Annotated in this window: 23 protein-coding genes and 2 pseudogenes; 15 read left to right on the plus strand and 10 right to left on the minus strand. The window is 62.3% G+C overall.

The genetic code is table 11. The annotated features are described in order from the left end of the window. Window positions 1-18 precede the first annotated feature (18 nt). Window positions 19-1,242 (plus strand): MFS transporter, encoded by a 1,224-nt coding sequence (locus NKH63_RS21310; RefSeq protein WP_352918649.1) that lies wholly within the window; start codon window positions 19-21, stop codon window positions 1,240-1,242. A 59-nt stretch (window positions 1,243-1,301) separates the two neighbouring features. Here the strand turns inward: NKH63_RS21310 and ribB are convergent, their stop codons facing one another. Continuing rightward, complete coding sequence (gene ribB, locus NKH63_RS21315; RefSeq protein WP_352483720.1) at window positions 1,302-2,402, minus strand: 3,4-dihydroxy-2-butanone-4-phosphate synthase; 1,101 nt, start codon at window positions 2,400-2,402, stop codon at window positions 1,302-1,304. A 98-nt stretch (window positions 2,403-2,500) separates the two neighbouring features. Continuing rightward, window positions 2,501-3,610 (minus strand): chorismate synthase, encoded by a 1,110-nt coding sequence (aroC, locus tag NKH63_RS21320; RefSeq protein ID WP_352918651.1) that lies wholly within the window; start codon window positions 3,608-3,610, stop codon window positions 2,501-2,503. Between the two features lie 37 nt (window positions 3,611-3,647). On the opposite strand from aroC, the gene NKH63_RS21325 reads away from it, so the two are divergent. Further along, window positions 3,648-3,872 carry a hypothetical protein gene (locus tag NKH63_RS21325; protein ID WP_352494383.1) on the plus strand — a complete coding sequence of 75 codons (225 nt, stop codon included), beginning with the start codon at window positions 3,648-3,650 and terminating at the stop codon, window positions 3,870-3,872. A gap of 15 nt (window positions 3,873-3,887) precedes the next feature. Next, entirely contained in the window at window positions 3,888-4,151 is a 264-nt protein-coding gene (locus NKH63_RS21330) for a DUF1344 domain-containing protein (RefSeq protein ID WP_023716902.1), read from the plus strand. Between the two features lie 52 nt (window positions 4,152-4,203). Here the strand turns inward: NKH63_RS21330 and NKH63_RS21335 are convergent, their stop codons facing one another. Together NKH63_RS21335 and fabI are read right to left on the minus strand one after the other, a co-directional pair. Next, entirely contained in the window at window positions 4,204-4,791 is a 588-nt protein-coding gene (locus NKH63_RS21335; protein WP_352788386.1) for a histidine phosphatase family protein, read from the minus strand. 31 nt (window positions 4,792-4,822) lie between these two features. Further along, complete coding sequence (gene fabI / locus NKH63_RS21340) at window positions 4,823-5,641, minus strand: enoyl-ACP reductase FabI (RefSeq protein ID WP_031211054.1); 819 nt, start codon at window positions 5,639-5,641, stop codon at window positions 4,823-4,825. A gap of 650 nt (window positions 5,642-6,291) precedes the next feature. Between fabI and NKH63_RS21345 the strand changes: the two genes are divergently transcribed. The 5 genes from NKH63_RS21345 (at window position 6,292) to NKH63_RS21365 (ending at window position 13,214) form a co-directional block, all read left to right on the plus strand. Then, complete coding sequence (locus NKH63_RS21345; RefSeq protein WP_031193359.1) at window positions 6,292-9,318, plus strand: ATP-binding protein; 3,027 nt, start codon at window positions 6,292-6,294, stop codon at window positions 9,316-9,318. Next, on the plus strand, window positions 9,315-10,547 hold the full coding sequence (locus NKH63_RS21350) for a YcaO-like family protein (protein WP_352918654.1): 1,233 nt from the start codon (window positions 9,315-9,317) through the stop codon (window positions 10,545-10,547). Before NKH63_RS21345 ends, NKH63_RS21350 begins: the two co-directional genes overlap by 4 nt. A 2-nt stretch (window positions 10,548-10,549) precedes the next feature. Next, entirely contained in the window at window positions 10,550-11,338 is a 789-nt protein-coding gene (locus NKH63_RS21355; protein WP_023716890.1) for a TfuA-like protein, read from the plus strand. A gap of 53 nt (window positions 11,339-11,391) precedes the next feature. Further along, window positions 11,392-12,588 (plus strand): gluzincin family metallopeptidase, encoded by a 1,197-nt coding sequence (locus NKH63_RS21360; protein WP_023716889.1) that lies wholly within the window; start codon window positions 11,392-11,394, stop codon window positions 12,586-12,588. A 110-nt stretch (window positions 12,589-12,698) separates the two neighbouring features. Then, window positions 12,699-13,214 (plus strand): hypothetical protein, encoded by a 516-nt coding sequence (locus NKH63_RS21365; RefSeq protein WP_051409559.1) that lies wholly within the window; start codon window positions 12,699-12,701, stop codon window positions 13,212-13,214. Here the strand turns inward: NKH63_RS21365 and NKH63_RS21370 are convergent. After that, window positions 13,211-13,540: a hypothetical protein gene (locus NKH63_RS21370; RefSeq protein WP_352918656.1), complete on the minus strand. Its 330-nt coding sequence runs from the start codon at window positions 13,538-13,540 to the stop codon at window positions 13,211-13,213. The two genes, NKH63_RS21365 and NKH63_RS21370, sit on opposite strands and share 4 nt — an antisense overlap. Window positions 13,541-13,674: 134 nt before the next feature. Here NKH63_RS21370 and NKH63_RS21375 point away from each other — a divergent pair. After that, window positions 13,675-13,851, plus strand: a pseudogene (locus NKH63_RS21375) (hypothetical protein); the annotation flags it as partial. Between the two features lie 290 nt (window positions 13,852-14,141). Here NKH63_RS21375 and NKH63_RS21380 read toward each other — a convergent pair. Beyond that, entirely contained in the window at window positions 14,142-15,068 is a 927-nt protein-coding gene (locus NKH63_RS21380; RefSeq protein ID WP_023716886.1) for a DnaJ C-terminal domain-containing protein, read from the minus strand. A 100-nt stretch (window positions 15,069-15,168) separates the two neighbouring features. Next, window positions 15,169-15,630, minus strand: coding sequence for an RT0821/Lpp0805 family surface protein (locus tag NKH63_RS21385; RefSeq protein ID WP_023716885.1), 462 nt, complete (start codon window positions 15,628-15,630; stop codon window positions 15,169-15,171). Window positions 15,631-15,669: 39 nt separating this feature from the next. On the opposite strand from NKH63_RS21385, the gene pdxH reads away from it, so the two are divergent. The 4 genes and pseudogenes from pdxH to NKH63_RS21405 all read left to right on the plus strand — a co-directional run bounded on the left by pdxH (window position 15,670) and on the right by NKH63_RS21405 (window position 17,253). Beyond that, window positions 15,670-16,287, plus strand: coding sequence for a pyridoxamine 5'-phosphate oxidase (gene pdxH / locus NKH63_RS21390; RefSeq protein WP_023716884.1), 618 nt, complete (start codon window positions 15,670-15,672; stop codon window positions 16,285-16,287). A 27-nt stretch (window positions 16,288-16,314) separates the two neighbouring features. Next, window positions 16,315-16,488 (plus strand): annotated as a pseudogene (locus tag NKH63_RS21395) (CopG family ribbon-helix-helix protein); the annotation flags it as partial. 49 nt (window positions 16,489-16,537) lie between these two features. After that, window positions 16,538-16,882 carry a type II toxin-antitoxin system RelE/ParE family toxin gene (locus tag NKH63_RS21400; RefSeq protein ID WP_245278506.1) on the plus strand — a complete coding sequence of 115 codons (345 nt, stop codon included), beginning with the start codon at window positions 16,538-16,540 and terminating at the stop codon, window positions 16,880-16,882. A 71-nt stretch (window positions 16,883-16,953) separates the two neighbouring features. Next, a complete protein-coding gene (locus tag NKH63_RS21405) occupies window positions 16,954-17,253 on the plus strand; it encodes a hypothetical protein (protein WP_023716881.1) in 300 nt (99 codons plus the stop codon). Window positions 17,254-17,325: 72 nt separating this feature from the next. Here NKH63_RS21405 and NKH63_RS21410 read toward each other — a convergent pair whose 3' ends face one another. Next, window positions 17,326-18,078, minus strand: coding sequence for a crotonase/enoyl-CoA hydratase family protein (locus tag NKH63_RS21410; protein ID WP_023716880.1), 753 nt, complete (start codon window positions 18,076-18,078; stop codon window positions 17,326-17,328). Between the two features lie 36 nt (window positions 18,079-18,114). Then, entirely contained in the window at window positions 18,115-19,878 is a 1,764-nt protein-coding gene (locus NKH63_RS21415; RefSeq protein WP_023716879.1) for an acyl-CoA dehydrogenase family protein, read from the minus strand. Between the two features lie 554 nt (window positions 19,879-20,432). Between NKH63_RS21415 and NKH63_RS21425 the strand changes: the two genes are divergently transcribed. Further along, window positions 20,433-21,593: a glycoside hydrolase family 25 protein gene (locus NKH63_RS21425; protein ID WP_502896348.1), complete on the plus strand. Its 1,161-nt coding sequence runs from the start codon at window positions 20,433-20,435 to the stop codon at window positions 21,591-21,593. Window positions 21,594-21,614: 21 nt separating this feature from the next. Here the strand turns inward: NKH63_RS21425 and purD are convergent, their stop codons facing one another. After that, on the minus strand, window positions 21,615-22,892 hold the full coding sequence (purD, locus tag NKH63_RS21430) for a phosphoribosylamine--glycine ligase (RefSeq protein ID WP_352918661.1): 1,278 nt from the start codon (window positions 22,890-22,892) through the stop codon (window positions 21,615-21,617). 156 nt (window positions 22,893-23,048) lie between these two features. On the opposite strand from purD, the gene ubiA reads away from it, so the two are divergent. Beyond that, complete coding sequence (ubiA, locus tag NKH63_RS21435) at window positions 23,049-24,032, plus strand: 4-hydroxybenzoate octaprenyltransferase (protein ID WP_352483740.1); 984 nt, start codon at window positions 23,049-23,051, stop codon at window positions 24,030-24,032. The last annotated feature ends 233 nt before the right edge of the window (window positions 24,033-24,265 follow it).

Genomic DNA, 24,265 nt, shown 5'->3' on the forward strand with positions numbered 1-24,265 from the left:
TTGTCGAGGAGCCAGACCATGCAAAATCCCTATACCCAGATCTTTCGCGCGCCTGGCGCCATAGGCTTCGCCGCAGCCGGGTTCGTTGCCCGGCTGCCGATGGCCATGGCTCCGATCGGGATCGTTGCGATGCTGTCACAGACTGATGGCGAATACTGGCTGGCCGGCGCTGTCTCCGCGACATATGCGCTTGCCAACGCTTTCGTCGCGCCACAGGTATCGCGACTGGTGGATCGCCTCGGCCAGACGCGGATTGTGGTGCCGACCACCGTGATTTCCACGCTCGCTTTCGCGATCCTGATTGCGGCGGCCAATCAGCATTGGCCGATATGGACGCTGTTCGTGTCATCGCTGCTGGCTGCTGTCATGCCCAGCATCCCGGCAATGGTGCGCGCGCGCTGGACTGAGATCTTCCGCAACCGTCCCGAGCTGAACACCGCGTTCGCCTTTGAATCGGCGGCGGACGAACTGGTCTACATCGCCGGGGCATCGCTGTCGGTGGGGCTGAGCGTCGCGCTTTTCCCGGAAGCGGGAGTGCTCGCGAGCACATTGTTCCTCGCCCTCGGTTCGACGGCTTTCATCCTGCAGCGTTCGACCGAACCGCGAGCCAGACCGGTGGAACATGCTTCGGGCGGTTCGGCAATCCGCCTGCGGCCTGTCCAGATCCTCACCTTGGCGCTGATCTTCATTGGCGCGACCTTTGCAACCACGGAGGTGAGCACAGTGGCGATCACCAAGGAGCTTGGCCAGCCGGGCGCCGCCAGCTTCGTTATCGGCGTCTACGCGCTCGGATCGTTCGTCGTCGGCATCATTATCGGCGCCCTGAACCTGAAAGTGCCGCTGCAAATTCAACTTGCCATCGCAATCGCCATCATTGCGCTTACCACGCTGCCGCTGCTCGTCGCCGACACCGTGCCGCTGCTGGCACTGGCCGTCTTCGTCAGCGGCGTGGCGATCTCGCCGACCTTCATCACGGCATTCGGTCTGATCGAGCGGCGCGTGCCCGAGGCGGTGCTGACCGAAGGCGTGACCTGGGTGATGACCGGCATTGGCATCGGCATGGCGCTCGGCTCATTCGCCGCCGGCTGGGTGGTGGACGCTTTCGGCGCGCAGAACGGGTTCTGGGTATCGGTGGCGTCGGGCACAATCGCATTGGTCATCGTGCTTGCCGGCCAGCGCAGCCTTGCCGCGCCGGATTGCGACATTGCAGCCTGCGACGCTGCTGCGGTCGCTGCGGAATAGCTTCCGGTGCGTCCGGCCCGAGGCGGGGGCCGGACGCATACCAGCATCGTGAGAACGGTCTAAAGAATCTCGGTCTTGGCGATGTGGATGCCAAAACCTTCGAGGCCGACATAATGGCGCTCGCGCGAGGCGATCAGATTGATCGAGGAAATGCCGAGATCCTTGAGGATTTGCGCGCCGAGGCCGATCTCGCGCCATTCGTTCTCGCGCCGGCGCGCCTCTTCATGGTCCTCGCGGTCGCCGGCAGCCGGCCGCTTGCGCTCCTGATGGGCGACGCCGACCGACCCTTCGCGCAGATAGACGATGACGCCGCGCTTGCGCTCACCCATCGCCTTCATGATGGCGTCCAGCCTGTGGCTGGTGCCGAAGACGTCACTCACCACGTCCTCGGAATGAAGGCGCACCGGCACCTCGACGCCGTCGCGGATATCGCCGAAGACGACCGCCACGTGATGCATGGAATCCCAGGGCAGCGTATAGGTAAAGACCTGCGCCTTGCCGCCGGGCGTCTCGATGTCGGAACAGGCGACGCGTTCGACCAGCGTTTCCTTGCGTTGCCGGTAGGCGATGAGGTCGGCAACCGAGATCTGCTTCAACCCGTGCTTTTCGGCGAAGGCCTGCACCTGCGGGCCGCGCATCACGGTGCCGTCATCGTTGACCAGCTCGGAAATGACGCCGACCGGCGGCAGGCCGGCGAGCTTGCAAAGGTCGACAGCGGCTTCGGTATGGCCCGAACGCATCAGTACGCCGCCCTCGCGCGCGATCAGCGGAAAGATGTGGCCGGGGCGCACGAAATCGGACGCGCCGACATTGTCATTGGCGAGATTGCGCACCGTCAGCGTGCGGTCGTCCGCCGAAATGCCAGTCGTGGTGCCGTGCTTGAAGTCGACGCTGACGGTAAAGGCAGTGGTGTGGGCAGAATCATTGTCGGCCACCATCGGCGACAGGTTGAGCCGCTTGGCTTCCTCGCGCGGCATCGGCGTGCAGACGATGCCTGACGTGTTGCGGACGATGAACGCCATCTTTTCCGGCGTGCAATGGACGGCGGCGACGATCAGGTCGCCCTCGTTCTCGCGCCCGTCATCGTCCATGACGACGACGATCTCGCCGCGCTCGAAGGCGCGCAGGGCTTCAACGATCTTCTTCTGGTCGTAAGGCATAAGCGCTCGCTTCACTCGCAGGGGAGTAGGGGAATAGGGCAGTACGGCAGTAGGGAAAAGGAAAAAATTGGCTGCTTGGCGTGCACCAACATACTCCCCTACTCCCCTACTCCCCTCCCTGTCTGTCCCCGATGCCGCAGATAATGATCGGCAATGGCGCAGGCAACCATCGCCTCGCCGATCGGCACGGCGCGGATGCCGACGCATGGATCGTGCCGGCCCTTGGTCATGATCTCGACGTCGTTGCCGTCCTTGTCGATCGACTTTCGCGGCATCAGGATCGACGAGGTCGGCTTGACGGCGAAACGCGCGACGATCGCCTGGCCGGTCGAGATGCCACCGAGGATGCCGCCGGCATTGTTGGACAGGAAGACCGGTTTGCCGTCATTGCCCATGCGCATCTCGTCGGCATTCTCCTCGCCGGTGATGCGGGCGGCCTCGAAACCGTTGCCGATCTCGACGCCCTTGACGGCGTTGATAGACATCAGGCCGGAGGCGATGTCCTGGTCGAGCTTGGCATAGATCGGCGCGCCAAGCCCCGCCGGCACGCCGTCGGCGACGATCTCGATGACCGCACCGACCGAGGAGCCCGCCTTGCGGATACCGTCCAGATATTTGGTGAAGACGGCGACCGACGCCGGATCGGGAGTGAAGAACGGGTTTTCGGCGTCACCGACGAAATTCCAGTTCCAGTTGGCGCGATCGATCGATCTTTCGCCCATCGACACCAGCGCGCCGCGCACCACCATGCCTGGCACGATTTTGCGGGCAAGCGCCCCGGCCGCCACTCGCGCCGCAGTCTCACGCGCCGAGGAGCGACCGCCGCCGCGGTAATCGCGCAGGCCGTATTTGACCTCGTAAGTGTAGTCGGCATGGCCCGGCCGGAACTGGCGGGCGATGTCGCCATAGTCCTTGGAGCGCTGGTCGACATTCTCGATCAGCATCGACACCGGCGTGCCGGTGGTGATCATCGTCTCCCCGTCCTCATCGACAATAAAGCCGGACAGGACCTTGACCTCGTCAGGTTCGCGACGCTGGGTCACAAAACGTGACTGGCCGGGGCGACGCTTGTCGAGTTCGGCCTGGATCTCGTCGCGAGTGAAGCGGATGCCGGGCGGACAGCCATCGACGACGCAGCCCAGCGCCGGCCCGTGGCTTTCGCCCCAGGTGGTGACGCGGAAGAGATGGCCGAACGTGTTGTGCGACATGGAACCAGCCCTGCCGGCGTCGGAGCCGGCCTAGCGCATGACCTCGAAAATCGGCGCGATTTTCGGAAAGGATCATGCGCAAAAAAAATCAAAAGTGCTACAGCGTTCGTTGCGCGCCCAGGAGGACGCGGCGCTGCAGCTTGCCTTCTATTGGCGTTTTCCACAGTGGTCAAACTGTGATCCGGCGGATTTAGTTTTGACACATTCGATTGGTTTCTGCTCAGTTCCGTTCCGTTGGACCGAGCCGCTGTACCGGCAATGATTAAAGAGGACGATGATGCGTATCCTGATTGGCGCTGTTGCCGCCACGCTGTTGATTTCCACCGCCGCCTTCGCCGGCCAGACCGAAGGCCTGATCAAGAAGGTCGACAAGGACGCGCTGACGCTGACGCTGGACGACGGCAAGTCCTACAAGCTGAACGCCGAAACCGATCTCGATGCGCTGAAACCGGGCATGGACATCGTCCTCGCGTATGACGTGACGAATGGCGAGAACGTCGTCACCGACATGGAACTGCCGGACACCGGATCGACCGAGTAGGGCGCGTCGGTGCCGGCCCGACCTGGTCTCAACATACGCTACCTCATCGGTCTCAAAGCCACTCCAGGCGCCGGCCGTCCAGCCTGAGCAGGCGGTCCTGCGGCACTTCCATGCTGACCGCCTCTTGTTCAGACATCCCCAGCACCAGGCGGAACAGCGCGCGCATGACGCCACCATGGGTCACGCAGACCGTCTGGCGATCGAGAGCGTCGAACCACGGCTTCACCCGTTCGAGCAGCATCTGATAGCTTTCGGCGCCTTCGCCGGGCGGCTGGAAATTCCATTTATCGAGGCGGCGGTGCCTGGTCGAACCGGGATCGTTCGCCTCGAGTTCGGCAAAGGTGAAACCCTGCCAGTCGCCAAAGCTCAATTCTACGAGTAGCGGCTCGGTACGATAGGCGTGCGGATCGAGCTTCATCGCCGCGCGCAGGCGCTCCATCGTCTCGCGCGTGCGCCGCATCGGGCTGGCGACAAAGTCGAAATCTTCGGGCTTGTCGATGAGTTCGGCCAGCCTACGCCCGTTGCGGCTAGCCTGCTCGCGGCCAAGCTCGTTGAGGTCGGTATCGGCCTGCCCCTGCAGCCGGGCCTCGGCGTTCCACGCCGTCTGGCCGTGGCGCACGATATAGACGAGCGGGTACATCAGGTCTTCCGGAAGAGGTCAGGCGGCGGCGTCAGTCCTTGACGGTAGAAATATCCGGCGCGTCGACCGCCTTCATGCCGACGACATGATAGCCGGAATCGACATGATGGATCTCGCCGGTGACACCGCGCGAAAGGTCGGACAGGAAATAGACGCCGGAATCGCCAACCTCCTCCTGCGTCACCGTCTGCTTCAACGGGGAATTGTATTCGTTCCACTTCAGGATGTAGCGGAAATCGCCGATGCCGGATGCGGCAAGCGTCTTGATCGGGCCGGCGGAGATCGCGTTGACACGGATCTTCTTGGCGCCGAGATCGACGGCCAGATAGCGCACGCTGGCTTCGAGTGCCGCCTTGGCGACACCCATGACGTTGTAGTGCGGCATCACCTTTTCCGCGCCGTAATAGGTCAGCGTCAGCAGCGAGCCGCCGTCGGTCATCAGCGCCTCGGCACGTTTGGCGATGGTGGTGAAGGAATAGACCGAAATATCCATGGTGCGCAGGAAATTGTCGCGCGTCGTCTCGACATAGCGGCCGGTCAGCTCGTCCTTGTCGGAAAAGGCGATGGCGTGGACGAGGAAATCGAGCTTGCCCCAATGGCTGGCGATATCGGCGAACACCGCATCAAGGCTGGCCGGGTCGGTCACGTCGCAATGGCCGGCGACATGCGCGCCCAGTTCCGCGGCAAGCGGCTCGACGCGTTTCTTGAACGCCTCGCCCTGATAGGTCAGCGCGATCTCGGCGCCATGGTCGACACAGGCCTTGGCGATGCCGTAAGCGATCGAGCGATTGTTGGCGATGCCAAGGATAAGGCCGCGCTTGCCGGCCATAAGGCCCCGTCCACCCGCCATGTCAGCGCTCTCCGCAAGGTTCTCTACTTTGTGGAGTGCCTATCGCACAGCCACAGTGCCCCTTCAAGCGTTCAAAGCGGACAGTTCGGGGGACAAAGCCGTTGGTCTACAGAGCCGCGCATGCCTTGGACGCGCAAAGAATGCTGGAGCGCTTTGACCTTGCGGGCGTGGGCCAGTGGAAAAATCCGACACTTGGTATCGGTGTGGCATGGCGGAAGATGACCCTTTGGCGGAAGTTTCGTTGGCCAGCGGCCGAAGTCACGCTCATGACCCCAAGCCGACTTCATGATTTGAGCTGTGGACGACCGGTTTGCGCCTAATCTAAGACATTCCGGAGACGCGGCCCTATCCCGGAAGCGGACGTTGCCAGTGAGCGCGCTGGAGACGTGATTGCGCCAAACGTGGACCGCACGCGCGCTCCTCCAGCCGACACTCCTGTTAGGCTAGAGGCACCCCATTCCTGTCGTTGCAGCGAACTGAAAGCCCGCGTTGATGATCACGACTGGATTGCGAACGGATAGCAGACGGGTGGGCTAGGAACCCATTATGCCGTTGCCAATGGGACTATTCTAAGCCTTAGTGCTCACGATGGAGCTTCGATAACATCCGAGAAAGCCGCGTGGCTCTCTCAGCGTGTTGCAGGACGTCCGATGACCACCAGGGAACGAGTTCAGACCGGGTCGCTTGCAGGGGAGCGCAGGCATGTGACCGCGCTGTACTATGACATTGTTGGTTCGACCACTCTGCTAAATCAGCTGGACCCCGAAGAATTCGGCGCTATGCAACGTTCGCTCCACAATGGAGCGGCTGCATTGATCAGCGACTACAATGGCTACCTCGAGCGGGTTCATGGCGACGGCGGCTGCGCCTATTTCGGCTTTCCCGAGTCCAGGGAAGATGCCGCCGAATGTGCGGTCGCGTCGGCAATCGAAATTGTCGAGTGGTGCGAGAAGCTGGCGAGACAGTCCGAATCCAGCCTCAAGGTAAGGGTCGGCATCACCACAGGTGTGGTCGTCATCGCTGACGCTTCGAAAACGAACCTTCCGGGCGCCACCGAGATTATTGGCGTCGCGCCGGCACTGGCTGCGCGCATCCAGTCCGAAGCAGCGCCGAACAGTGTTGCTGTCGCAGAAGCCACCTATCGGCTTACCATGGGCGCGTTCGAATTCGAGGAGATCGGTCCAAGGCACCTGAAAGGATTTGGCGAACCGGTACTTTTGTGGCGGCCATTAACTCGCCGGCAGCAGTTCGACCGCTTCACAGCGTATCGGCGCGTTTCCGCGCCGCTAATCGGTCGCGAAGACGAGCTTGAATTGTGTGGCCGGCGTTGGGTTAGAGCCGCAAACGGCAATGGCCAGTTCATTCTTCTCCATGGCGACCCCGGGATCGGAAAATCCCGGCTGATCGCCGAGTTCCGCCGTGATCTTGCCGCTAAGGGTGTGCGGACCCTGGTGTTTCAATGTCAGCCGCGCGGCAATTCGGAACCGCTGCACCCGTTTCTAGAACCTCTCAGAAAGGCAATCGCAGACGCGACCGGCAACGCCGACCCGGATCGGGATGCGGTCACGCGCTACCTGCGGTCACATGGCTCGGAACTTGGCGCGTTGAATGCCGAGATCATCACATTCCTTGTCGCGGGCGAGACGGAGGGGGGCGCTGGCCAAGCCTGGCAGGTCGATCTCTCGAACGAGGAGATCAGGGCGCGTGTTGTCGAGGCCATGCTGTCACTTCTGACGTCGCCGTCCGTTCTTGGACCGCTCCTCCTGATAATCGAGGACGTTCACTGGGCAGACACGCTCACCAAAGCACTTGTCGCCAAGCTGAGCCGGTGGATCGAAACACGGCCGATTCTTGCCGCAGTAACGTCGCGCGAGGCTATCGCGCCGGACGGTTTCGGCGATCCAAACGTGCTTGCCGTCGCCTTGTCTGGCCTGACTGCTCAAGCTACCGCGGAGCTGCTCAGCACGATCTGGGAGGATTATTCGCCACCAGATGAACTGGTCGCCTTTATCTACGAGAAGAGCGATGGCGTGCCCCTGTTTGCCGAACAGCTGGCGCTTTGGATCCGTGAACGAGCGAAGGCTGGCTTGCCAGATCGGGCCGGATTGGAGGCGTTGCTTCGTGCGGATAGCATTCTGGATCTCCGGGATCTTCTCGCAGCCCGCCTCGCCAGCTTGGGGCCATTGAGACGTGTCGCCCAAATCGCAAGCGTCCTAGGGCGACAGTTCCGACGGAAACTGCTGGCTTGTGTGCTTGAACTTGGGCCTCTTGCCATACCTCTGGACGAAGCAATCGAAGGTCTTGTCCAAGCCGGGATTGTCCGTCGGAAGTCTGGCGGTATGGAAATTCGCTTCCGCCACGTGCTGATCCAGGAAGCGGCCTACGAAAGCCTCCTGAAATCCGAGCGGCAGGAAATCCACACAAGCGTTGTAAATCTCATTCAATCAGGTGTTGTTCCGCCGCTCTCCGACGAGACGATGGCATGGCATTTCGGGCAGGCCGGACAGCCTGTGCAGGCGGCGCGCCACGCTATTCAGGCGGCAGAGGCTTGCGATGTTCGGTCAGCAATGCAGGAGGCAGAAAACCTGCTGGATTTCGCTGAGAAACAACTCGCTCAGGCCGGCAGGAATGCCGAGTCGAATGAGCAGCTGCTTCGCCTCCTCACAGTTCGCGGGCCGGTCGTTGCAGCGCTTTTCGGTAGAGGCAGCAAGCAAGCGCGTGCGATCTATGAGCGCGGCGTATCGCTGTGCGCCACGGTTAAGGATCGGGATCGTGCAGAATGGTTCCCGCTTTACTGGGGTTGGTGGTTCACTGCGCCCGACTACCAGACACAGCGCGCAAGATCCGACATCCTCGTGCAGGACCTTGAAGGCTCTGCAGATCCTGAGGTCCGGCTTCAGTCGCTGCATTGCGCATGGGCGACCAACATTGATGCCGGGCTGCATTCGCACTGCCTAAAATGCGTCGAGCAGGGTCTCGTTCTTTACGACGAGGATCGCGCATGTTTCAACCGCGGCCGTTACGGAGGTCATGACGCCAAGGTCTGCGGCCTGGGCGAACGTGCGTTCTCCCTGTGGTTCGTAGGCGACGACAATGGGGCTTCCGAAAGTATAATCGCTGCCAAACGATGGGCCGAGCACATCAATCATCCGAACAGCATGTTGCATGCACTGGAGTTCGAGATCGAGCTGAAACGATATCGAAACGACCATCCCGGTGTGATTGCGGTCTCCGAAAGGATCGGAGAACTCGGGCGGGCAACGCCGGGTGTACTCGCCAAGGCGGCGCTGTTCCGTGCCTGGGCGCAGGGTATGAGCGGGGACGCGGCAGCTGGCGTAGTGGCATTCGAAACCGAGCTGACACGCTGGCGCGAGATCGCGACCTACGAGGGTGCCCCCGTTTTTGAGGGCATGCGTTCGGAGTTGTTAGAACGCGCTGGACGCAACGACGAGGCCTTGTCGATACTGGATAGCATCATCGCGGCTTCGACCAGCAGTGGGCAAGTGTTCTGGCTTGCTGAGTTGCTACGGCAGCGCGGTGTGCTCCGTCATACCCTTGGCGAATCGCAGGAGGCGGTGATGGCCGACCTTCGTCGAGCGCTCGAAGTCAGCACCGAACAGCGGGCCGCACCCCTGGCGTCACGCGTGCGGCTGGACCTCGATCGGCTCCGGCTGTGAAGTCCGACACCGGCTTTGCGCAGGCGCTTGCCATTCCTGCGAATGAGATCGGTCTTAGGCTCGACCGCGAACTCTCCGCCCTTGGCGATGCCCAGTGCACAGACTCCGCAGCCACCGAGAAGCTCGCCCGCGGGCTTTTCTCCGTCCGGAGACGTTTTGGCATAACGCGGATCGGATCGTTGACCCGCCTTGATCGCGCCGGCGTGGCGGTTGCTCAAGCCGTGCGGCCATTGTCGCTCTCCAACGCTGTCTCCCAGGGCAAGGGTGAAACCCTCATAGAGGCAGCGGCCGGGGCACTGATGGAAGCGCTCGAAGGATGGGCAGCGGAGCAGGTCTCGCATGAGCGCATCAGGATCGCAAGCGCGCGCGTTCTGGGAGAAGAGATTCGGGCCCTCTATGCCGGCTGCCGAGTCCATGACTTCGACGCCGGCTGGGATCAACTGCAACTCCGGTGGACCGACGGTTATGATATTTTCACCGGCCGGGTGCTGCCAGTTCCTCTCCCCCTGGTCGATACCATCTACGCGCTTCCGTCCCCGCATCCCGTGGCGTTTCCCCGATCCACGCGCGGACTCGCCGCCGGGCAAACGCTAGTTTCCGCGATCACCCATGCAGCGCTAGAAATCATCGAGCGCGCGAGCATCGCAGGCGCCAAGCGGTATCCACGTTCCTTTCCGGAAATTCGTATCGACCCCGCCCGTATTGGCGGTCCGTGTTCGTCGCGAATTCTGGCAAGCCTCGCAGCCGCGGATCTCGTTGCCGGAATATGGCTCGTCCCAGGCGATCATGATTTGCCGGTCTTTCGCTGCGCCGTAATGGAATCGGAAGCGCATCAGGAGATTGCGCCGCTGCCGGGCGAGGGGTTTGCGTGCGACTTTACCCATGATGGCGCCTTGGCCAAGGCACTGATGGAGGCGGCACAGGCCCGGGTAACCGCGCTCGCCGGTGCCCGTGAAGATATTACACGTGCCGCTTATCCCGAGTGGTACGACCGAGTGGACCTGGACACGCGTCGACGCTCGTTCCGGGTGCCAGGGAACGCCACCACGCTTCCCGCCGATAGCGTCGGACCGACCTCAGGCGCCAGCAAGCTCGACGCCGTTCTCAAATCGCTAAGGCGCGCCGGAGCGCAGGCGGCCCTTGTCGTGCCGCTCCATAGCAGCACGGATCCCGATATCGAGATTGTCCGTCTCGTCGCCCCTCCGCTCAAAGACCTCATCGGAGGATAGGGATGGCGGACAAGCCGGTCATTTTCCTCGGACCGACACTGCCGCGTGCCCAAGCGGCAGCCATCCTCGACGCCGTTTATCTACCGCCCGCCGAACAGGGTTCGATCGTCCGCGCAATGAGAGCCTATCAACCGAAAGCGATAATCCTCATCGACGGTTCGTTCGGGAAGGTACCGGCAGTTCGTCACAAGGAAATCCTGTGGGCGTTGGGAAACGGAATTCCGGTGTTCGGGGCGGCAAGCATGGGCGCGCTCCGCGCCGCTGAACTGGCGGCGTTCGGCATGCAGGGCCATGGCTTCATCTACCGATGGTACGCGTTGACGCCGCTCGCCGACGACGATGAAGTCGCGGTAGCGATGTGTCCTACTGAACTCGGCGCGGCGGCCCTGAGCGAAGCGCTTATCAACATACGCCTTACGCTAAAGCGGGCATTGCGAGCAGGCATCATCAACGCCGTGGAAAGGCGATCTCTGGAAGTGCTGGCGCGGGACACGCACTTCGTCGATCGCAGCTATCCGAGGCTGCTCGCGGAGGCGCGATCTTCTCTGCCCAGCAAATCCGCAACGGCCCTGGATCGGCTTGCTGACTGGCTCCCCCGATCGGCGATCGACCGCAAACGCGAAGACGCAACCGGCTTGCTGGCGAAACTTGCATGCTGCCCTGAACTTCTGGCGCATGCGCCGATGACCCCGCCTTTCACCCTGACCGAAGCTTGGGCCTATGACCTCGGCGCGGCCGGGCTGTGGGACGACGACATTGGGTCTGTTCTTGCGGAACGGGATGGATTTTGATCTAACAGGAATACTTCAGACTGTCCTTTCAGGAGAGGGGTGGGACTGCCTGCATGGGCGCCAGTGCAAGATGGCAGTCGGGTATTGGATCCGCGGCTTCGCGCCTTGGAACACGCTTTCTTGTTTTTCCCCAACCTCCTTTCATTCAGGGTTACGAACGGCCCGAGATGATTTGGGTCTCCACGCCGCCTGACGCGATCGGCCCCGGGCCAGCCGACCGACGGATGTATGTGATCGACCCGTTGCTTGAAAAGCAGCCATACCAGTTTCCTTACCTGCCTCCTTACGCCGGTGCCCTCAGGCCGCCTGCGGTAGCCGGCCCAGACGGGCACTTCGACAACATTCCGCTGGGCACACCGGAGTTCGAGGCGGCGCATGCCTACGCTTGCGTGCGGCGGGTGCTCGACATCTGCGAGAGCTATGTGGGGCGCGAGATTCCCTGGTTCTTCGAACCGACCTATCCGCGTCTCGAGATTGTGCCGCGGCTGAACTGGGACAACGCCCAGTCGGGTTACGGCTTTCTGGAGATGGGGATCGATGAGGCCCGCGGAACCACGCAGCCCTTCGCGCTCAACTTCGATGCTGTTGCACACGAGATCGGGCATCTGGTGATTTTCGGCGTCATGGGAGTTCCCCGTTTCGATCCGCCGCATGAATACTTCGCCTACCACGAGGCAGTGGCCGATTTCATCGCGCTGATCTCGCTCCTGCACTTCGATACTGCGCTGGATTTGCTTTTGCGGCGCACGCGCGGCAACCTCCTGATCAACAACGAACTGGACCGCTTCGGCGAGCTCTCCGACGAAAAGCAGGTCCGACGGTTCAGCCACTCGCTGCGGATGAGCGACGTCAGCACGGAAGTGCATGACCTTTCCAAGCCCTTCGCGGGCGCACTCTTCGACATCCTTATCGAGATCTACCAGGTGCTGCTGTTCGAACGCGGGCTGTCCGATCTGGATCCGCGTGACTTTCGTGATCTCAGGAGTGAGCTTTCCGAAGAAGAGGTCGAAGACCTGCTTTCGGTTTCACTCGCCGCCAATGACGGCCGCCTCTTCGCATTGAAATCGGCATTGGAAGAAGCCCGCGACCTAGTGGGCGAGATCCTGGTGCGGTCGTGGGAAGAGCTTGATCCGCATGCACTGGACTATCGCGAAGCAGCCGAGGCGATGGTTGTTGCCTGCGAAAGCGGGCGTGCGCGCCGCTTCGCTGACAGCCTTGTCGACAACTTCGCCTGGCGCGAGATTTTTTGAAGGAGAAAGGGATGCCAAAGTCACCAACGCCGACAGGCAACCCACTTAAACCGTCTGGCCCGGGCGGTGGGCCAGGTCGATCGCCAAACAATACTGGAGGGAGAAGCATTATGTCGTCCGATATTCCTGCGCCACCCAGCGCGCAAAACTATTCGCCGGATCAGATTACGCTCTATGGCGTCAGGTTGAATTTCGATAATGTGGGCAAAGTTAGTCACAGAACAGCGACTTTGCCGTTGAATGAAAACTTACTTCGCATGTCCATTGTCAAGAAACGCGATGACCTCGAGCCTATAATTCCAACCAAGGAGGTGATTGCTGTCGTCTATGGATATGCCTTTGAAGGTCAATGCTACCGCAATGACAAACCAAAACTACTCATTTTTCATCCAACGTCACGAGAAACCGCCGCGACAGGATGCGGATTTGATGACCTGGGATACGTCATGTGGGGAGTTACAAAGAAAACCCCGATCATGGAACTTGCCACAAGTACTGACTTCGCCGAAGAAATCATCTTGAATGCAAACCTTCCCGGCAACCGCAGCCCAAACACTTACGGGAACAGCTTCATGCTGGCACATCGCGGCGGCCGGCTAAGCCGCGGAGGGGGGAGCCAAAGTTAGTTCTTGGTATCTTCCTTGGCGGCTTCTTGCTTCGACTTCGAGGGTGGCGGTGGCGGGAAAGCTTTGTCATCAATATTGTATGTGCTGTCAGCCTCGACCTCCATATTCTCTTCGTGTACAAGCCAATCTTTCTCGTTCTTGCTCACATAGACATCGACACTGCCGACGTTATTGCCTTGGGTCGTAACGGCCACCTCACGTTTGGCATCACGGACTTTCAGGAAAAACTCCGTCGGCGACGGCTCGGGAAATGGTAGTTTGTCTGTTATTCTCAAAAATTTATCACTAACCGTCACGGTGAAATATATCGATTCCACGCCTGCCATTGATCCCTCCTGCAGAAGGCCGTGCTCAAATTCGGTGCGAAGCAGTACAGTGCAACCAGTTCGGCTCGTTGTAAAGGCAGTGACTACGGCCTTACCTTTCGGGCACAGAACCCACACGGACAAACTCGACCCCGGTGATCGCCATCGCAGGTCGCCTCTCCACGATTGCCAGGATGGAGCGGATAGTTGTGCTCGATCAGGGACGCATCGTGGAAGAAGGCGGGCCGGACGAACTGGTGGGACAGGATGGCCTGTTTGCCCGTCTGTGGAAACACCAAACCGGTGGCTTTATTCCTTACGAGATAAGCTAACCTACCCCTGTTGCAGGAGCCGACAAAGCTCCAGAGATTTGCGACGGAAATTGGGATTCCCGTTCTGCAGTCGCGAGCGCTCCGATCTACGCTCACGGCGCTTCGTGGCTTGAACGTCGCTCTCATCTATGAAGCTCCATAAGCTGCCCTTCCGCTCGCGGCTCCAAACGCGACGTCTGAGCAGTAGTTCGGCGACAACGCTCCTGGCCCAATCAAGACGTTCGGTGTATAGCAGAAGCGTCCGCAAGTCCGCTTTTCCACACGGCATCAAGCGCCGGCCTTTTCGATCGTCAGCCCTTTCGCCGGCGCATCAGCGCCTCGAGCTCGGCGTCGCCGCCTTCCGGCAGCATCAGCCGCACGTGCGCGTAGAGGTCGCCGTGACCGCCGGCCTTTTCCGGCAGGCCCCTGCCCTTCAGCCGCAGAACCTTGTCCGAGCTCGACCAAGGGGGGACGTTGACCGCAATCCTGCCGGTCGGGGTTTCGACCGCCACCTTGGCGCCGTGCACCGCATCGGCCAGTTCCACCGGCAGGTCGACATGCAGGTCGCGCCCCTCGACGCGGTAGCGCGGGTGCCGGCGGAAACGGATTTTAACCAGCGCATCGCCCGGCTGGCCCGGTCCTTGCTCACCCTGGCCTTTCAGGCGGATGGTCTGGCCGTCCTCGACATAGGCCGGCAACTTGACCGCCATCTTGCGGCCGTCGGGGAACATCGCCGTCACTTTCTCGGCGGTTGCGGCCTCCTCGATGGTGACGTCCAGCGTCACGTTGAGGTCGGCTGCGGTCGGCATCCGGCGGCCGGCGCCCATGCCGGCACCGCGCTGCTGGCTGAAAGCATCGCCGAAGATCTGGCTGAAGATGTCGCTGTTGCCGTCGAACGGGTCACCGCCGGGACGGCCCGTGCGGAATTCGAAATGCGCGCCGCCCGGCCCTTGCTGCCGGCGGAAACCGGCGAAAGGATCGGCGCCGCCGGCCGCACTCTCGAAACCCTGGAACCGCGGTTTGCCTTCGGCGTCGATCTCACCGCGATCGAAAGCCGCGCGGTTCTTCTCGTCGCCGACGATCTCGTAAGCCTGGTTGGCGGCGGCAAAACGCTCCTTTGCCTTGGGATCCGGATTCTGGTCCGGATGATACTTCTTGGCGAGCTTCCGGTACGCCGATTTTATGTCCTTGGCCGATGCGTTCTTGGCAACGCCCAGCACCTCATAGGGGTCGCGCATGCTTACTGCCCTGGAGAAGGAGTGGTTCCATGATCGCCTCCTATATGCGCTTGCATAGGAAGAAATTCCAGTGGCTTACCACTATATCGCCGGCGGAAAATCAGAGCGCCTTGAAGTCCTGCATTCGCCAGGCGCTGCCGCCGGCCAGGCATACTTCGCCTTTGAACAGCGCGACGCCGTCGAAGCTCTCGCGCGACGCGGTGAAGCGACGGCATGTCTCACCGTTAGCCCTGAATTCCGCGAGCTCGGTGATGGAGCCGCGCGAGCCGGTGTCGGCATTCGCCCAGGGAACGGCCTGCCCAGCCAGTTGCTCGACGTCGGCGGAGGACACGGCGTTGCGGATCGTGGCCTGATCGGAGGCGCGGTCCTGATCGAGCGGCGTGACTGAGGCCGGCGTGCTCGAGGTCAGCACCGAGCGGTCGACCTCCGCCTGCTCCAGGCTGAAGCCGCCGCCGCCACAGGCGGTAAGCGGCAGGACGATTATCACGATCATGGCTTTGGCGCTGGCCGAAGCGATAACGCTCCATTGCCCACTGTCAAAAGCTTGCGCGATACGCGACAATCGGCAATCTCCCCAGCCGGCGACAAATTTGGGAAAACTATGAGCGAAACCGGGTTAACAAGCGGTGACTTTACCGAGGCGGCGGAGCCGTTCCGGCTCTTTGCGGCGTGGCTCGACGACGCGACGAAGAGCGAGATCAACGACCCCAACAGCGTGGCGCTGGCGACCGTTGATGCCGAAGGCATGCCGAATGTGCGTATGGTGCTGCTCAAGGGGTTCGATGAGGGCGGATTTGTCTTCTACACGAATTTCGAGAGCGCCAAGGGCCGTGAGATCCTTGGCAGCATGAAAGCGGCGATGTGCTTCCACTGGAAATCGCTGCGCCGGCAGGTGCGAGCGCGCGGCCCGGTCGAGATCGTCACCGACGCCGAAGCCGACGCCTATTACGCGACGCGTCCGCGCGGCAGCCGCATCGGCGCCTGGGCCTCCAAACAGTCGCGGCCGCTGGAGAGCCGCTTCGCGCTGGAAAAGGCGGTCGCCGAATACACGGCGCGCCATGCGATCGGCGAGATCCCGCGGCCAAAACACTGGTCAGGCTTTCGCATCGTGCCGCAGAGCATCGAGTTCTGGCACGACCGTCCGTTCCGGCTGCACGACCGTGTCGTCTTTTCGCGCAACGCCGAGGGCGGCTGGGACAAGGTGAGGCTTTATCCGTAGGGGACGATGCCGCGCTGTTTCAATCGCAGGAGTGACTCCTATGTGGCTGCGCAGGCCGTCGAGGATTTTGTAGCCCGTGAGGAATGGCAACTCGCCGAAATAGAGGCAAGATTGGCTGAAGCCTCGCGCGGCGATTTTGCCAGTGCCGGCGAGGTAGCGGCTGTTGTCGGGAAATACGTCAAGTCGACCCGCCAGGCATAACCCACAGTCAATCCGCTAAACCGAGCGGGCGCTGCGGCGGCTTGATGAAATCGGCGCGCATGGCGAGAAAGACAATCCCGAGGCCGCCGCGAGAGTCATTGCGCGCATCGTAACGGCGGCGGGACATCTCGCCGAACAACCGCGATGGGGCGTGTCGGGCGCATCAACGGGACACGGGAACTCGTCTTGGTCGAAGCCGTATATCATCCCTCATCGCGTCGACGGCGAGACTGTCGAAATCCTCACCGTCATGCACGCCGCCCAGCGGTGGCTTAGGCCTTGTAAGTCGCTCGGCACCCAGGTCAGGCCATACCGCCTGCGCCGAACCACCCGGAACTCCCGGGCTCCAGAGACCTGGCGCTTCCGATCTCACTTCACGATCTCGTGTGCGTGAAACGTTCCAGCTTGCGGGGACGAACCAGGGAAGGGCTCAACGCGCCGCTGGCGCAAATTCAGGAGGACGCAATGCATTCACTCAGGTTGGTCACGATAGCCGGTCTTGCCGGCCTTTTCGCTTCGCAAGCCTTTGCGGAGGACGCGATGGGGACAATGACGGTGATGAAGGGTGGCGAGGTCATGGCGATCATGCCCGATGGGCATATGGGCACCATGATGCCCGACGCGAAGATGAGCGCCGAAATGATGAAAATGGCGAAACCGATCAAGCATTGCATGATGTTGATGACCGACGCCAAAGGCAAGACATTCATGATCGACACGTCTTCGGCAAAGGCCCAGGCCGAATGTAAAAAAATGGCGATGTGACAAAGAGAGCATGGCGAGAAAACCCGCCGGTTGCTGCCGGCGGGTCCACGATGCGAGACAAGGCCAGAAGGTCTAGGCCTTTTTCCTGGTCAAGAAGGCGGTCAAGGCGGCGCGGGCTTCATCGGATTTGAGCCGCTCGCGGAAATGCTGGCTTTCCTGGCCGATGCGCTCGACAAGGTCTTCGCGCGAGCCGCGCATCAGGTCTCGCGCGATCCTCAGCGCTTGCGGCGGCTTGGCCGCGATCTGGCCCGCCGCCGCCAATACCGATGCTTCGAGTGCGTCTTCCTCGACCACCTCGTAGATCAGCCCGGCGGCCTTCGCCCGCTCGGCCGAAAAGCCCTCGCCAAGGCCAAGCAGCGCGAAAGCGCCCTGCCGGCCGAGGATCTGCGGTGCGAGCAGGCTCGAACCGGCCTCCGGCACAAGGCCGAGATCGACGAAGGGCGTCCGGAATATTGTGCGCGGCGTGGCGAACGTCAGGTCGCAATGCAGGTTGAGCGTGGTGCCGATGCCGACCGCAATCCCGTCGACGCCGGAAACCATGGGCTTTTCCACTTTGGCCAACGCCATCAGGAAATCCCAGACTTCGGTACCGGCTTCGCCGCCCGAGGCGATGACCATGAAATCGGCAAGGTCGTTGCCGGACGAGAAGGCACCGGGCACGCCGAGAAAGACATGGACACGGATCGCCGGATCGGCGTCGCCGCCGGTAAGAGCCGCCGACATTGTCGCATACATGGCGCGGGTCAGGGCGTTCTTCTTGTCCGGACGGTTGATGCGGATGATCTGGATGGCGCCCTGGCGTTCGACGAGGATGTGGTCTGTCACGGATTGTCCTTTGTGAATTTCGGGCGTTTGCGAACGTCAGGCGGAAATCAGCGACTTGCCGGCAACGCCAAGGCTGTCGGCGCCGCCGATGACGCGCTCCTTCAGCGCGCCCACCTCGCCCAGCAGGTTCTCGGCGAAGAACCGGCAAAGCGCGATGCGGTTTTGGTCGGCAAGCGCACCGCGCGCCAGATAGGCGCTGCCAGCGGCAAGCGAGATCAGCCTGAGATAAGGCGTGGCGCCGGCCAGCGCCTCGTCGGAACGGCCTTCGGCCTGCAGGTCTTGCAGGAAACAGGTCACCTGTGTGAGGTCGTCGAGCGCCTGGTCGAGGCGATCGGCGGTGCTGCCGAAGCCTTCAAGGTTCGACGCTCGCACCGCATCGGCGACGGCCTTGAGCTCGGCGATGTAGCCATGCACATGCCGACCGCCGCCGAGCGGCAGTTTGCGCGTCACCAGATCGATTGCCTGGATGCCATTGGTGCCTTCGTAAATGGGCGCAATGCGTGCGTCGCGATAAAGCGCTGCAGCCCCCGTCTCCTCGATGAACCCCATGCCGCCATGCACCTGAAGCCCAAGCGAGGCGACTTCGACGCCGACATCGGTGGAAAACGCCTTGGCCAGCGGCGTCAAAAGATTGGCGCGTTCCTGCCAGTGCTTTGCATCCTCGCTCGCGGACGCGAGATCGATGGCGTAGGCGCAGGAATAGCAGATGGCGCGGGCAATCTGGGTCAGCGCCTTCATGGTCAAAAGACTGCGCTGGATGTCGGGGTGATGCACGATCGGCGCCATGCCGGTACCGCGATAGCTTGCCGCCTTGCCTTGCCGGCGCTCGTTGGCGTAGGCCAGCGCCTTCTGCGTCGCCGCCTCGGCGACCGCGACGCCCTGCATGCCGACGGCAAGGCGCGCATTGTTCATCATGGTGAACATGCAGGCGAGGCCTTTGTTCTCCTCGCCGACCAGCCAGCCAATCGCGCCGGGCGTGCTGCCCTCGAAGCCATCGCCATAGATCATGGTGCAGGTCGGCGAAGCGTGGATGCCCAATTTGTGCTCCAGCGCGGAGCAGAAGACGTCATTGCGCCCGCCCAGCGCGCCATCGTCGCCAACCAGGAATTTCGGCACCAGGAACAGCGAAAGGCCACGCGTGCCGGCCGGCGCGTCCGGCAGCCGCGCCAGCACCAGATGGATGATGTTGTCGGTGAAATCGTGCTCGCCATAGGTAATGAAGATCTTTTGCCCGAAGATGCGGTAGGTGCCGTCGCCGGCCGGCTCGGCACGGGTTCGCAAGGCATTCAGGTCCGAGCCGGCCTGCGGCTCGGTCAGGTTCATAGTGCCCATCCATTCGCCAGAGACCAGCTTTTCCAGATATTTGGCCTTGAGCGCTTGCGAGCCGTGCTTGTCGAGTGCTTCGACCGCACCCATGGTCAGCGTCGGAGCGATGCCGAACGCCATTGAGGCGGAGTTCCACATTTCGAGCGCGGCGGCGCCGAGCATGGCCGGCAGCGCCTGGCCGCCATACGCTTCCGGCGCGGACAGCGCGTTCCAGCCGCCATCTATCCAGCGGCGATAAAGTTCCTTCCAGCCGGTTGGCGTGGTGACGGCAGCGCCGTTGAGCACCGCGCCTTGCCGGTCGCCGATCTCATAGAGCGGCGCCACCTCCTCACTGGCGAAACGGCCGGCCTCGGCCAGAATGGCGTCGACGAGGTCTTCGCCGAGTTCGCCAAAGGTGCCGGCATCGAGCGCCGCCTTCAAGCCGGCGACATGCTTCAGGGTGAAGGCGATTTCCTCGACCGGTGCCCGATACATGGCGCTCGCTTCTCCTCAGCCTGGCTCTCCTCAGTCCGGCAGGCCAAGTTAAGACCCGTGCCGGCGCAAAATCATCTGCTTTCGGAGTTCCCTGTCCATCTTCTTTTTACGTAAACGTCAAACTTTGTCACGTGGATTTTGCAATTGCCACGACGCAGGCTAAATTCGCCAAGATAGAGCAGAATACCGAAATAGGATTGCCTCGTGCTCGCAGACTTGACGCCCATCGCTGCATCGAATGCGCCTGCTTTGGCGGGCGGCCGGTTTTTGCTATCATGAAGGTAAGGTCGAGAACGGCGCAGCCTATTGGTCGGATCGCGGCACATTGTGCTCACCACCATGCTCGCTGACCCCTCATCGCAAACGCGAGGCCGAGGGAACGCTGTCGCAAGTGCCGGCGCTCAATCCGTTTCATATCCCCTCTCGCCAGTGACAACCATCAAGACCATCGACGGAGAAGCTGTCCGAGCCGTGGCATCCGCGGGCCGCGATCGAAAGCATTTCCTTAACCATGGCGGTTCAGGATTTGGCTTTGGCCAGCAAGGACCTGCTGTTTGAAAACGCCGGCGCACCCCCTTGTCCGCTCAGCGCTTCTCCTTGTCGCGGCCGCGATGACCCTGGCGCTGACGCCGGCAAGGGCCTCGGATTTCTCCGAACCGTGGAAGGATGCGGACCGGGCGCTGGTCGTCGACGCCTACGAATACAATTCCATTGACTGGACCCGGCTAGCTGCCGACAAGCGTCTTGTCGGCTTCATCAACAAGGCATCCGACGGAATGCCGCCACCCTATTTCTGTTTCGGCGACGAGACCGAGATGCGTCTGTGCAAGACGCTTTGGAAGCGCCATGCGATGGCACAGGAACTGTTCCAGACGCGCAAGGTGGTGGCCAAGGCGCTGGGCCTGAAATGGGGTGCCTATCATCTCGCCCGCCCCGGCAACCCCGTGGGACAGGCCAATAATTTCATCAATTTCGTGAAACCCGGGCCGGATGACCTGCTTGCCCTCGACATCGAGGACGATGATCCCACCCAATGGATGTCGCTCGAGGATGCCGAGGAATTCGTGCGCCATGTGCATCGTCGGGTTGGCCGCTTTCCGGTGCTCTACACCAACGGCACGACCGCCAGGCATATCGCCGACAATAAGTATAAATACCCGCTCCTGTCCCGGTTGCCGCTGTGGTATGCGCGTTATAAGCCAGACATCGATGTGCATTTTCCGATGGGCAACTGGCAGGGCTATGCGCTCTGGCAGTTTTCGGCGCGAGCAAATTGCGGCCGGTTCCGCTGTCCCTACAGGGTTGCGGGCACGCCCAACGATATCGATGTCAGCGTCGCGCCGATGAACGCGACGGAATTGCGCGCACAGTGGCCGTTCGGCGGCCTGATCGACGTGCAGCCGGATTATCTCGCCTCGATACCGGTGCCGCTCTCACGCGAGGCGGGGCTCGCCGGCACTGCCATGACCTATGCCACAGTGGCAGCACCCGCGAGCCTCGAGCAACTGGTCGCGGTATTTAGGACGCGCTTGGCCAGGTTCAGCAGCGGCTTTCAAATGCCTGCGGCGGAGGCGGCGCCGAGCCTTCCGCGCGGGATTGCCGAATATGTTGCCTGGACGCGAAACGAAGAGCGCCTGGCATCGGTGTCTGGAATTGCCCCCACCGCCGATGCGGTCAGCAGCGTCTCGTCCGTATTCGGCCGCGGCCTGCGCTGAGGCTGAGGGCCGCCTGAAGCGTCAGTTCGCCTGCTCGCGCGCCACCGCCAGCCAGCCAATGTCGCGGCGGCAAAAGCCTTGCGGCCAGTCGATCCGGTCGAGCGCGGCGTAAGCCTTCTTCTGCGCCTCGCCGACGGTGCGGCCGGTCGCCGTGACGTTGAGCACGCGACCGCCATTGGCGACGAGTGCGCCGCCGTTGATTGCGGTGCCGGCGTGAAAAATCTCGACGCCCTCACCTGCCGCCGCCTCGACGCCGCGAATGACCGAGCCCTTTTCCGGCGTGCCGGGATAACCCCTGGCTGCCATCACCACGGTGAGCGCCGCCTCGTCGCGCCAGCGCACCGAGGTGTGCGCCAGCTGGCCGTCGGCGGCGGCGTTGAGCAGGACCAGGAGATCGTCCTTCAGCCGCATCATCAGCACCTGGCATTCCGGGTCGCCGAAACGGTTGTTGTATTCGATCAGCTTCGGCCCGCTGTCTGATATCATCAGCCCGGCGAACAGCACGCCGGAAAACGGCGCGCCTGTTTCAGCCATGCCGCGCATGGTCGGCTCGACGATCTCGCGCATGGTTCGGTCGATCATCTCCGGCGTCATCACCGGCGCCGGCGAATAGGCGCCCATGCCGCCGGTGTTGGGGCCGGTGTCGCCCTCACTGAGGCGCTTATGATCCTGCGCGGTGCCGAAGGGCAGCGCGGTGATGCCGTCGCAAAGGCAGAAGAAGCTTGCCTCTTCGCCGCTGAGAAACTCCTCGACCACCACTTCGGCGCCGGCCTGGCCGAAGGAGCCGTCGAAACAGGCGTCGAGCGCGGCCAGCGCCTCGTCAAGCGTCATGGCGACGGTGACGCCCTTGCCGGCAGCGAGGCCGTCGGCCTTGATGACGATCGGCGCACCCATTCTCTCGACATAGGCCTTGGCCGAAGCCAGATCGCCGAAGCGGCCATAGGCGGCGGTCGGGATGCCGTATTTGGCGCAGAGGTCCTTGGTGAACCCCTTCGAGCCTTCCAGCCGGGCCGCTGCCTTTGACGGGCCGAAGACGCGGATGCCCTCGGCGCGAAGGTCGTCGGCAATGCCGGCGACCAGCGGCCCTTCCGGGCCGACCACGACGAGGTCTATTTCTTTCTCGCGGCAAAACCGGACCACCGCTGCATGATCCGAAACATCGAGCCTCACCAGTTCGGCTTCGCCGCCGATGCCCGGATTGCCGGGCGCCGCGTAGAGTTTGGTCAGCAGCGGCGACGCCGCCATCTTCCAGGCCAACGCATGTTCTCGTCCGCCGGAGCCGATCAGCAAAACACGCATGCCTGGATTCCTTGCCCGTTCCGATCAGGACTGCGCTATTGCGCCCCGGGCGGCGGGTCAAGACATTTGGCTGTCCGCGGCGGCGATTCCGCGCCGCGAGCGGATCCGGCCTGCTTGACGCTTGACGGCATTCGCCTCTGCTGCCACTCCAGCAAAATGGAAACCGTCCAGTCGAAAGCGGCCCAGGGCCGCGTCGCCGATGCGCCGAGCGGCCACTGGGTCTATCGCGCGCTGCCGCGGGGGTTGTGGCCCTATGCGCAGCTTGCCCGATGGGACCGGCCGATCGGCTGGCAATTGCTGCTGTGGCCATGCTGGTGGTCGGCTGCACTTGCCGCGAGCGCCTATCCGCGTCCGACGGACCCGCTGCTCTCGCTGCTGCCGTCGCCGTGGTATCTGCTGCTGTTTTTTCTTGGCGCGTTCGCCATGCGTGGCGCCGGCTGCACCTACAACGACCTGGTCGACGAGGACATCGACAACCAGGTGAAACGCACACGCTCGCGGCCGCTGCCGGCCGGCAAGGTTACGCGCCGGCAGGCCTGGATGTTTGTTGTCTTGCAGGCACTGGTCGGCCTCGCCGTGCTTTTGCAGTTCAACAGCTTGGCCATCTTGCTCGGCATCGGCTCGCTGGTCATCGTCGCCATCTACCCGTTCATGAAGCGGTACACCAATTGGCCGCAACTGGTTCTCGGTCTTGCCTTTTCCTGGGGGGCGCTGATGGGATGGGCGGTCGAGTTCGGCGATCTCGATGGGCCGGCAATCATGCTCTATATCGGCTCGATCCTGTGGGTGATCGGCTATGACACGATCTATGCGCATCAGGACAAGGAGGACGACGCCATCGTCGGCGTGCGCTCGACGGCGCGCCTGTTCGGCGACAACACCAAGGCCTGGCTTGCCGGACTTTATGGCGGAGCGCTGGTCTGCTTCGCCATTGCTTTCGCCTCGGCGCAGGCACCGGTGCCGGCGCTCGCCGGGCTGATTGCCGCCGGCGCCCATCTGGCGCGGCAGATCGGCGTGCTCGACATCGACGATCCGGACCAGTGCCTGAGGCTGTTCAGATCGAACAACCAGGTCGGCTGGCTGATCTTCCTCGGCCTGATCGGCGGCGCGGTCTGGGTGGCGCTGAAGCCGCTGGTTTAGGAGCCTTTTCCCTTCTCCCCTTGTGGGAGAAGGTGGATTGGCGCGTAGCGCCAAGACGGTTGAGGGATGTTGGAAGAAATGAGGCGTTGGCGTTCCCTGGAACACCCCTCATCCGACCGAGCTCCGCTCGGCCACCTTCTCCCACAGGGGACCTGTTGCGCAGTCATGAGCAAAGCTTGCGGCGGCGGGGTTGCGGCGGTTGTTCGCTTGTTTGCGGGGGATTTGACGTCTTG

Origin of the sequence: Mesorhizobium sp. M0960 (assembly GCF_040319055.1) — a bacterium.
Classification (GTDB): Bacteria; Pseudomonadota; Alphaproteobacteria; order Rhizobiales; family Rhizobiaceae; genus Mesorhizobium.

Bases quoted from the DNA above. Each gene is read 5' to 3' on its own strand.
- NKH63_RS21310 (WP_352918649.1), top strand. From the start codon at position 19: ATGCAAAATCCCTATACCCAGATCTTTCGCGCGCCTGGCGCCATAGGC.
- ribB (WP_352483720.1), bottom strand. From the start codon at position 2,402: ATGCCTTACGACCAGAAGAAGATCGTTGAAGCCCTGCGCGCCTTCGAG.
- aroC (WP_352918651.1), bottom strand. From the start codon at position 3,610: ATGTCGCACAACACGTTCGGCCATCTCTTCCGCGTCACCACCTGGGGC.
- NKH63_RS21325 (WP_352494383.1), top strand. From the start codon at position 3,648: ATGACCTCGAAAATCGGCGCGATTTTCGGAAAGGATCATGCGCAAAAA.
- NKH63_RS21330 (WP_023716902.1), top strand. From the start codon at position 3,888: ATGCGTATCCTGATTGGCGCTGTTGCCGCCACGCTGTTGATTTCCACC.
- NKH63_RS21335 (WP_352788386.1), bottom strand. From the start codon at position 4,791: ATGTACCCGCTCGTCTATATCGTGCGCCACGGCCAGACGGCGTGGAAC.
- fabI (WP_031211054.1), bottom strand. From the start codon at position 5,641: ATGGCGGGTGGACGGGGCCTTATGGCCGGCAAGCGCGGCCTTATCCTT.
- NKH63_RS21345 (WP_031193359.1), top strand. From the start codon at position 6,292: ATGACCACCAGGGAACGAGTTCAGACCGGGTCGCTTGCAGGGGAGCGC.
- NKH63_RS21355 (WP_023716890.1), top strand. From the start codon at position 10,550: ATGGCGGACAAGCCGGTCATTTTCCTCGGACCGACACTGCCGCGTGCC.
- NKH63_RS21360 (WP_023716889.1), top strand. From the start codon at position 11,392: ATGGGCGCCAGTGCAAGATGGCAGTCGGGTATTGGATCCGCGGCTTCG.
- NKH63_RS21365 (WP_051409559.1), top strand. From the start codon at position 12,699: ATGTCGTCCGATATTCCTGCGCCACCCAGCGCGCAAAACTATTCGCCG.
- NKH63_RS21370 (WP_352918656.1), bottom strand. From the start codon at position 13,540: ATGGCAGGCGTGGAATCGATATATTTCACCGTGACGGTTAGTGATAAA.
- NKH63_RS21380 (WP_023716886.1), bottom strand. From the start codon at position 15,068: ATGCGCGACCCCTATGAGGTGCTGGGCGTTGCCAAGAACGCATCGGCC.
- pdxH (WP_023716884.1), top strand. From the start codon at position 15,670: ATGAGCGAAACCGGGTTAACAAGCGGTGACTTTACCGAGGCGGCGGAG.
- NKH63_RS21405 (WP_023716881.1), top strand. From the start codon at position 16,954: ATGCATTCACTCAGGTTGGTCACGATAGCCGGTCTTGCCGGCCTTTTC.
- NKH63_RS21415 (WP_023716879.1), bottom strand. From the start codon at position 19,878: ATGTATCGGGCACCGGTCGAGGAAATCGCCTTCACCCTGAAGCATGTC.
- purD (WP_352918661.1), bottom strand. From the start codon at position 22,892: ATGCGTGTTTTGCTGATCGGCTCCGGCGGACGAGAACATGCGTTGGCC.
- ubiA (WP_352483740.1), top strand. From the start codon at position 23,049: ATGGAAACCGTCCAGTCGAAAGCGGCCCAGGGCCGCGTCGCCGATGCG.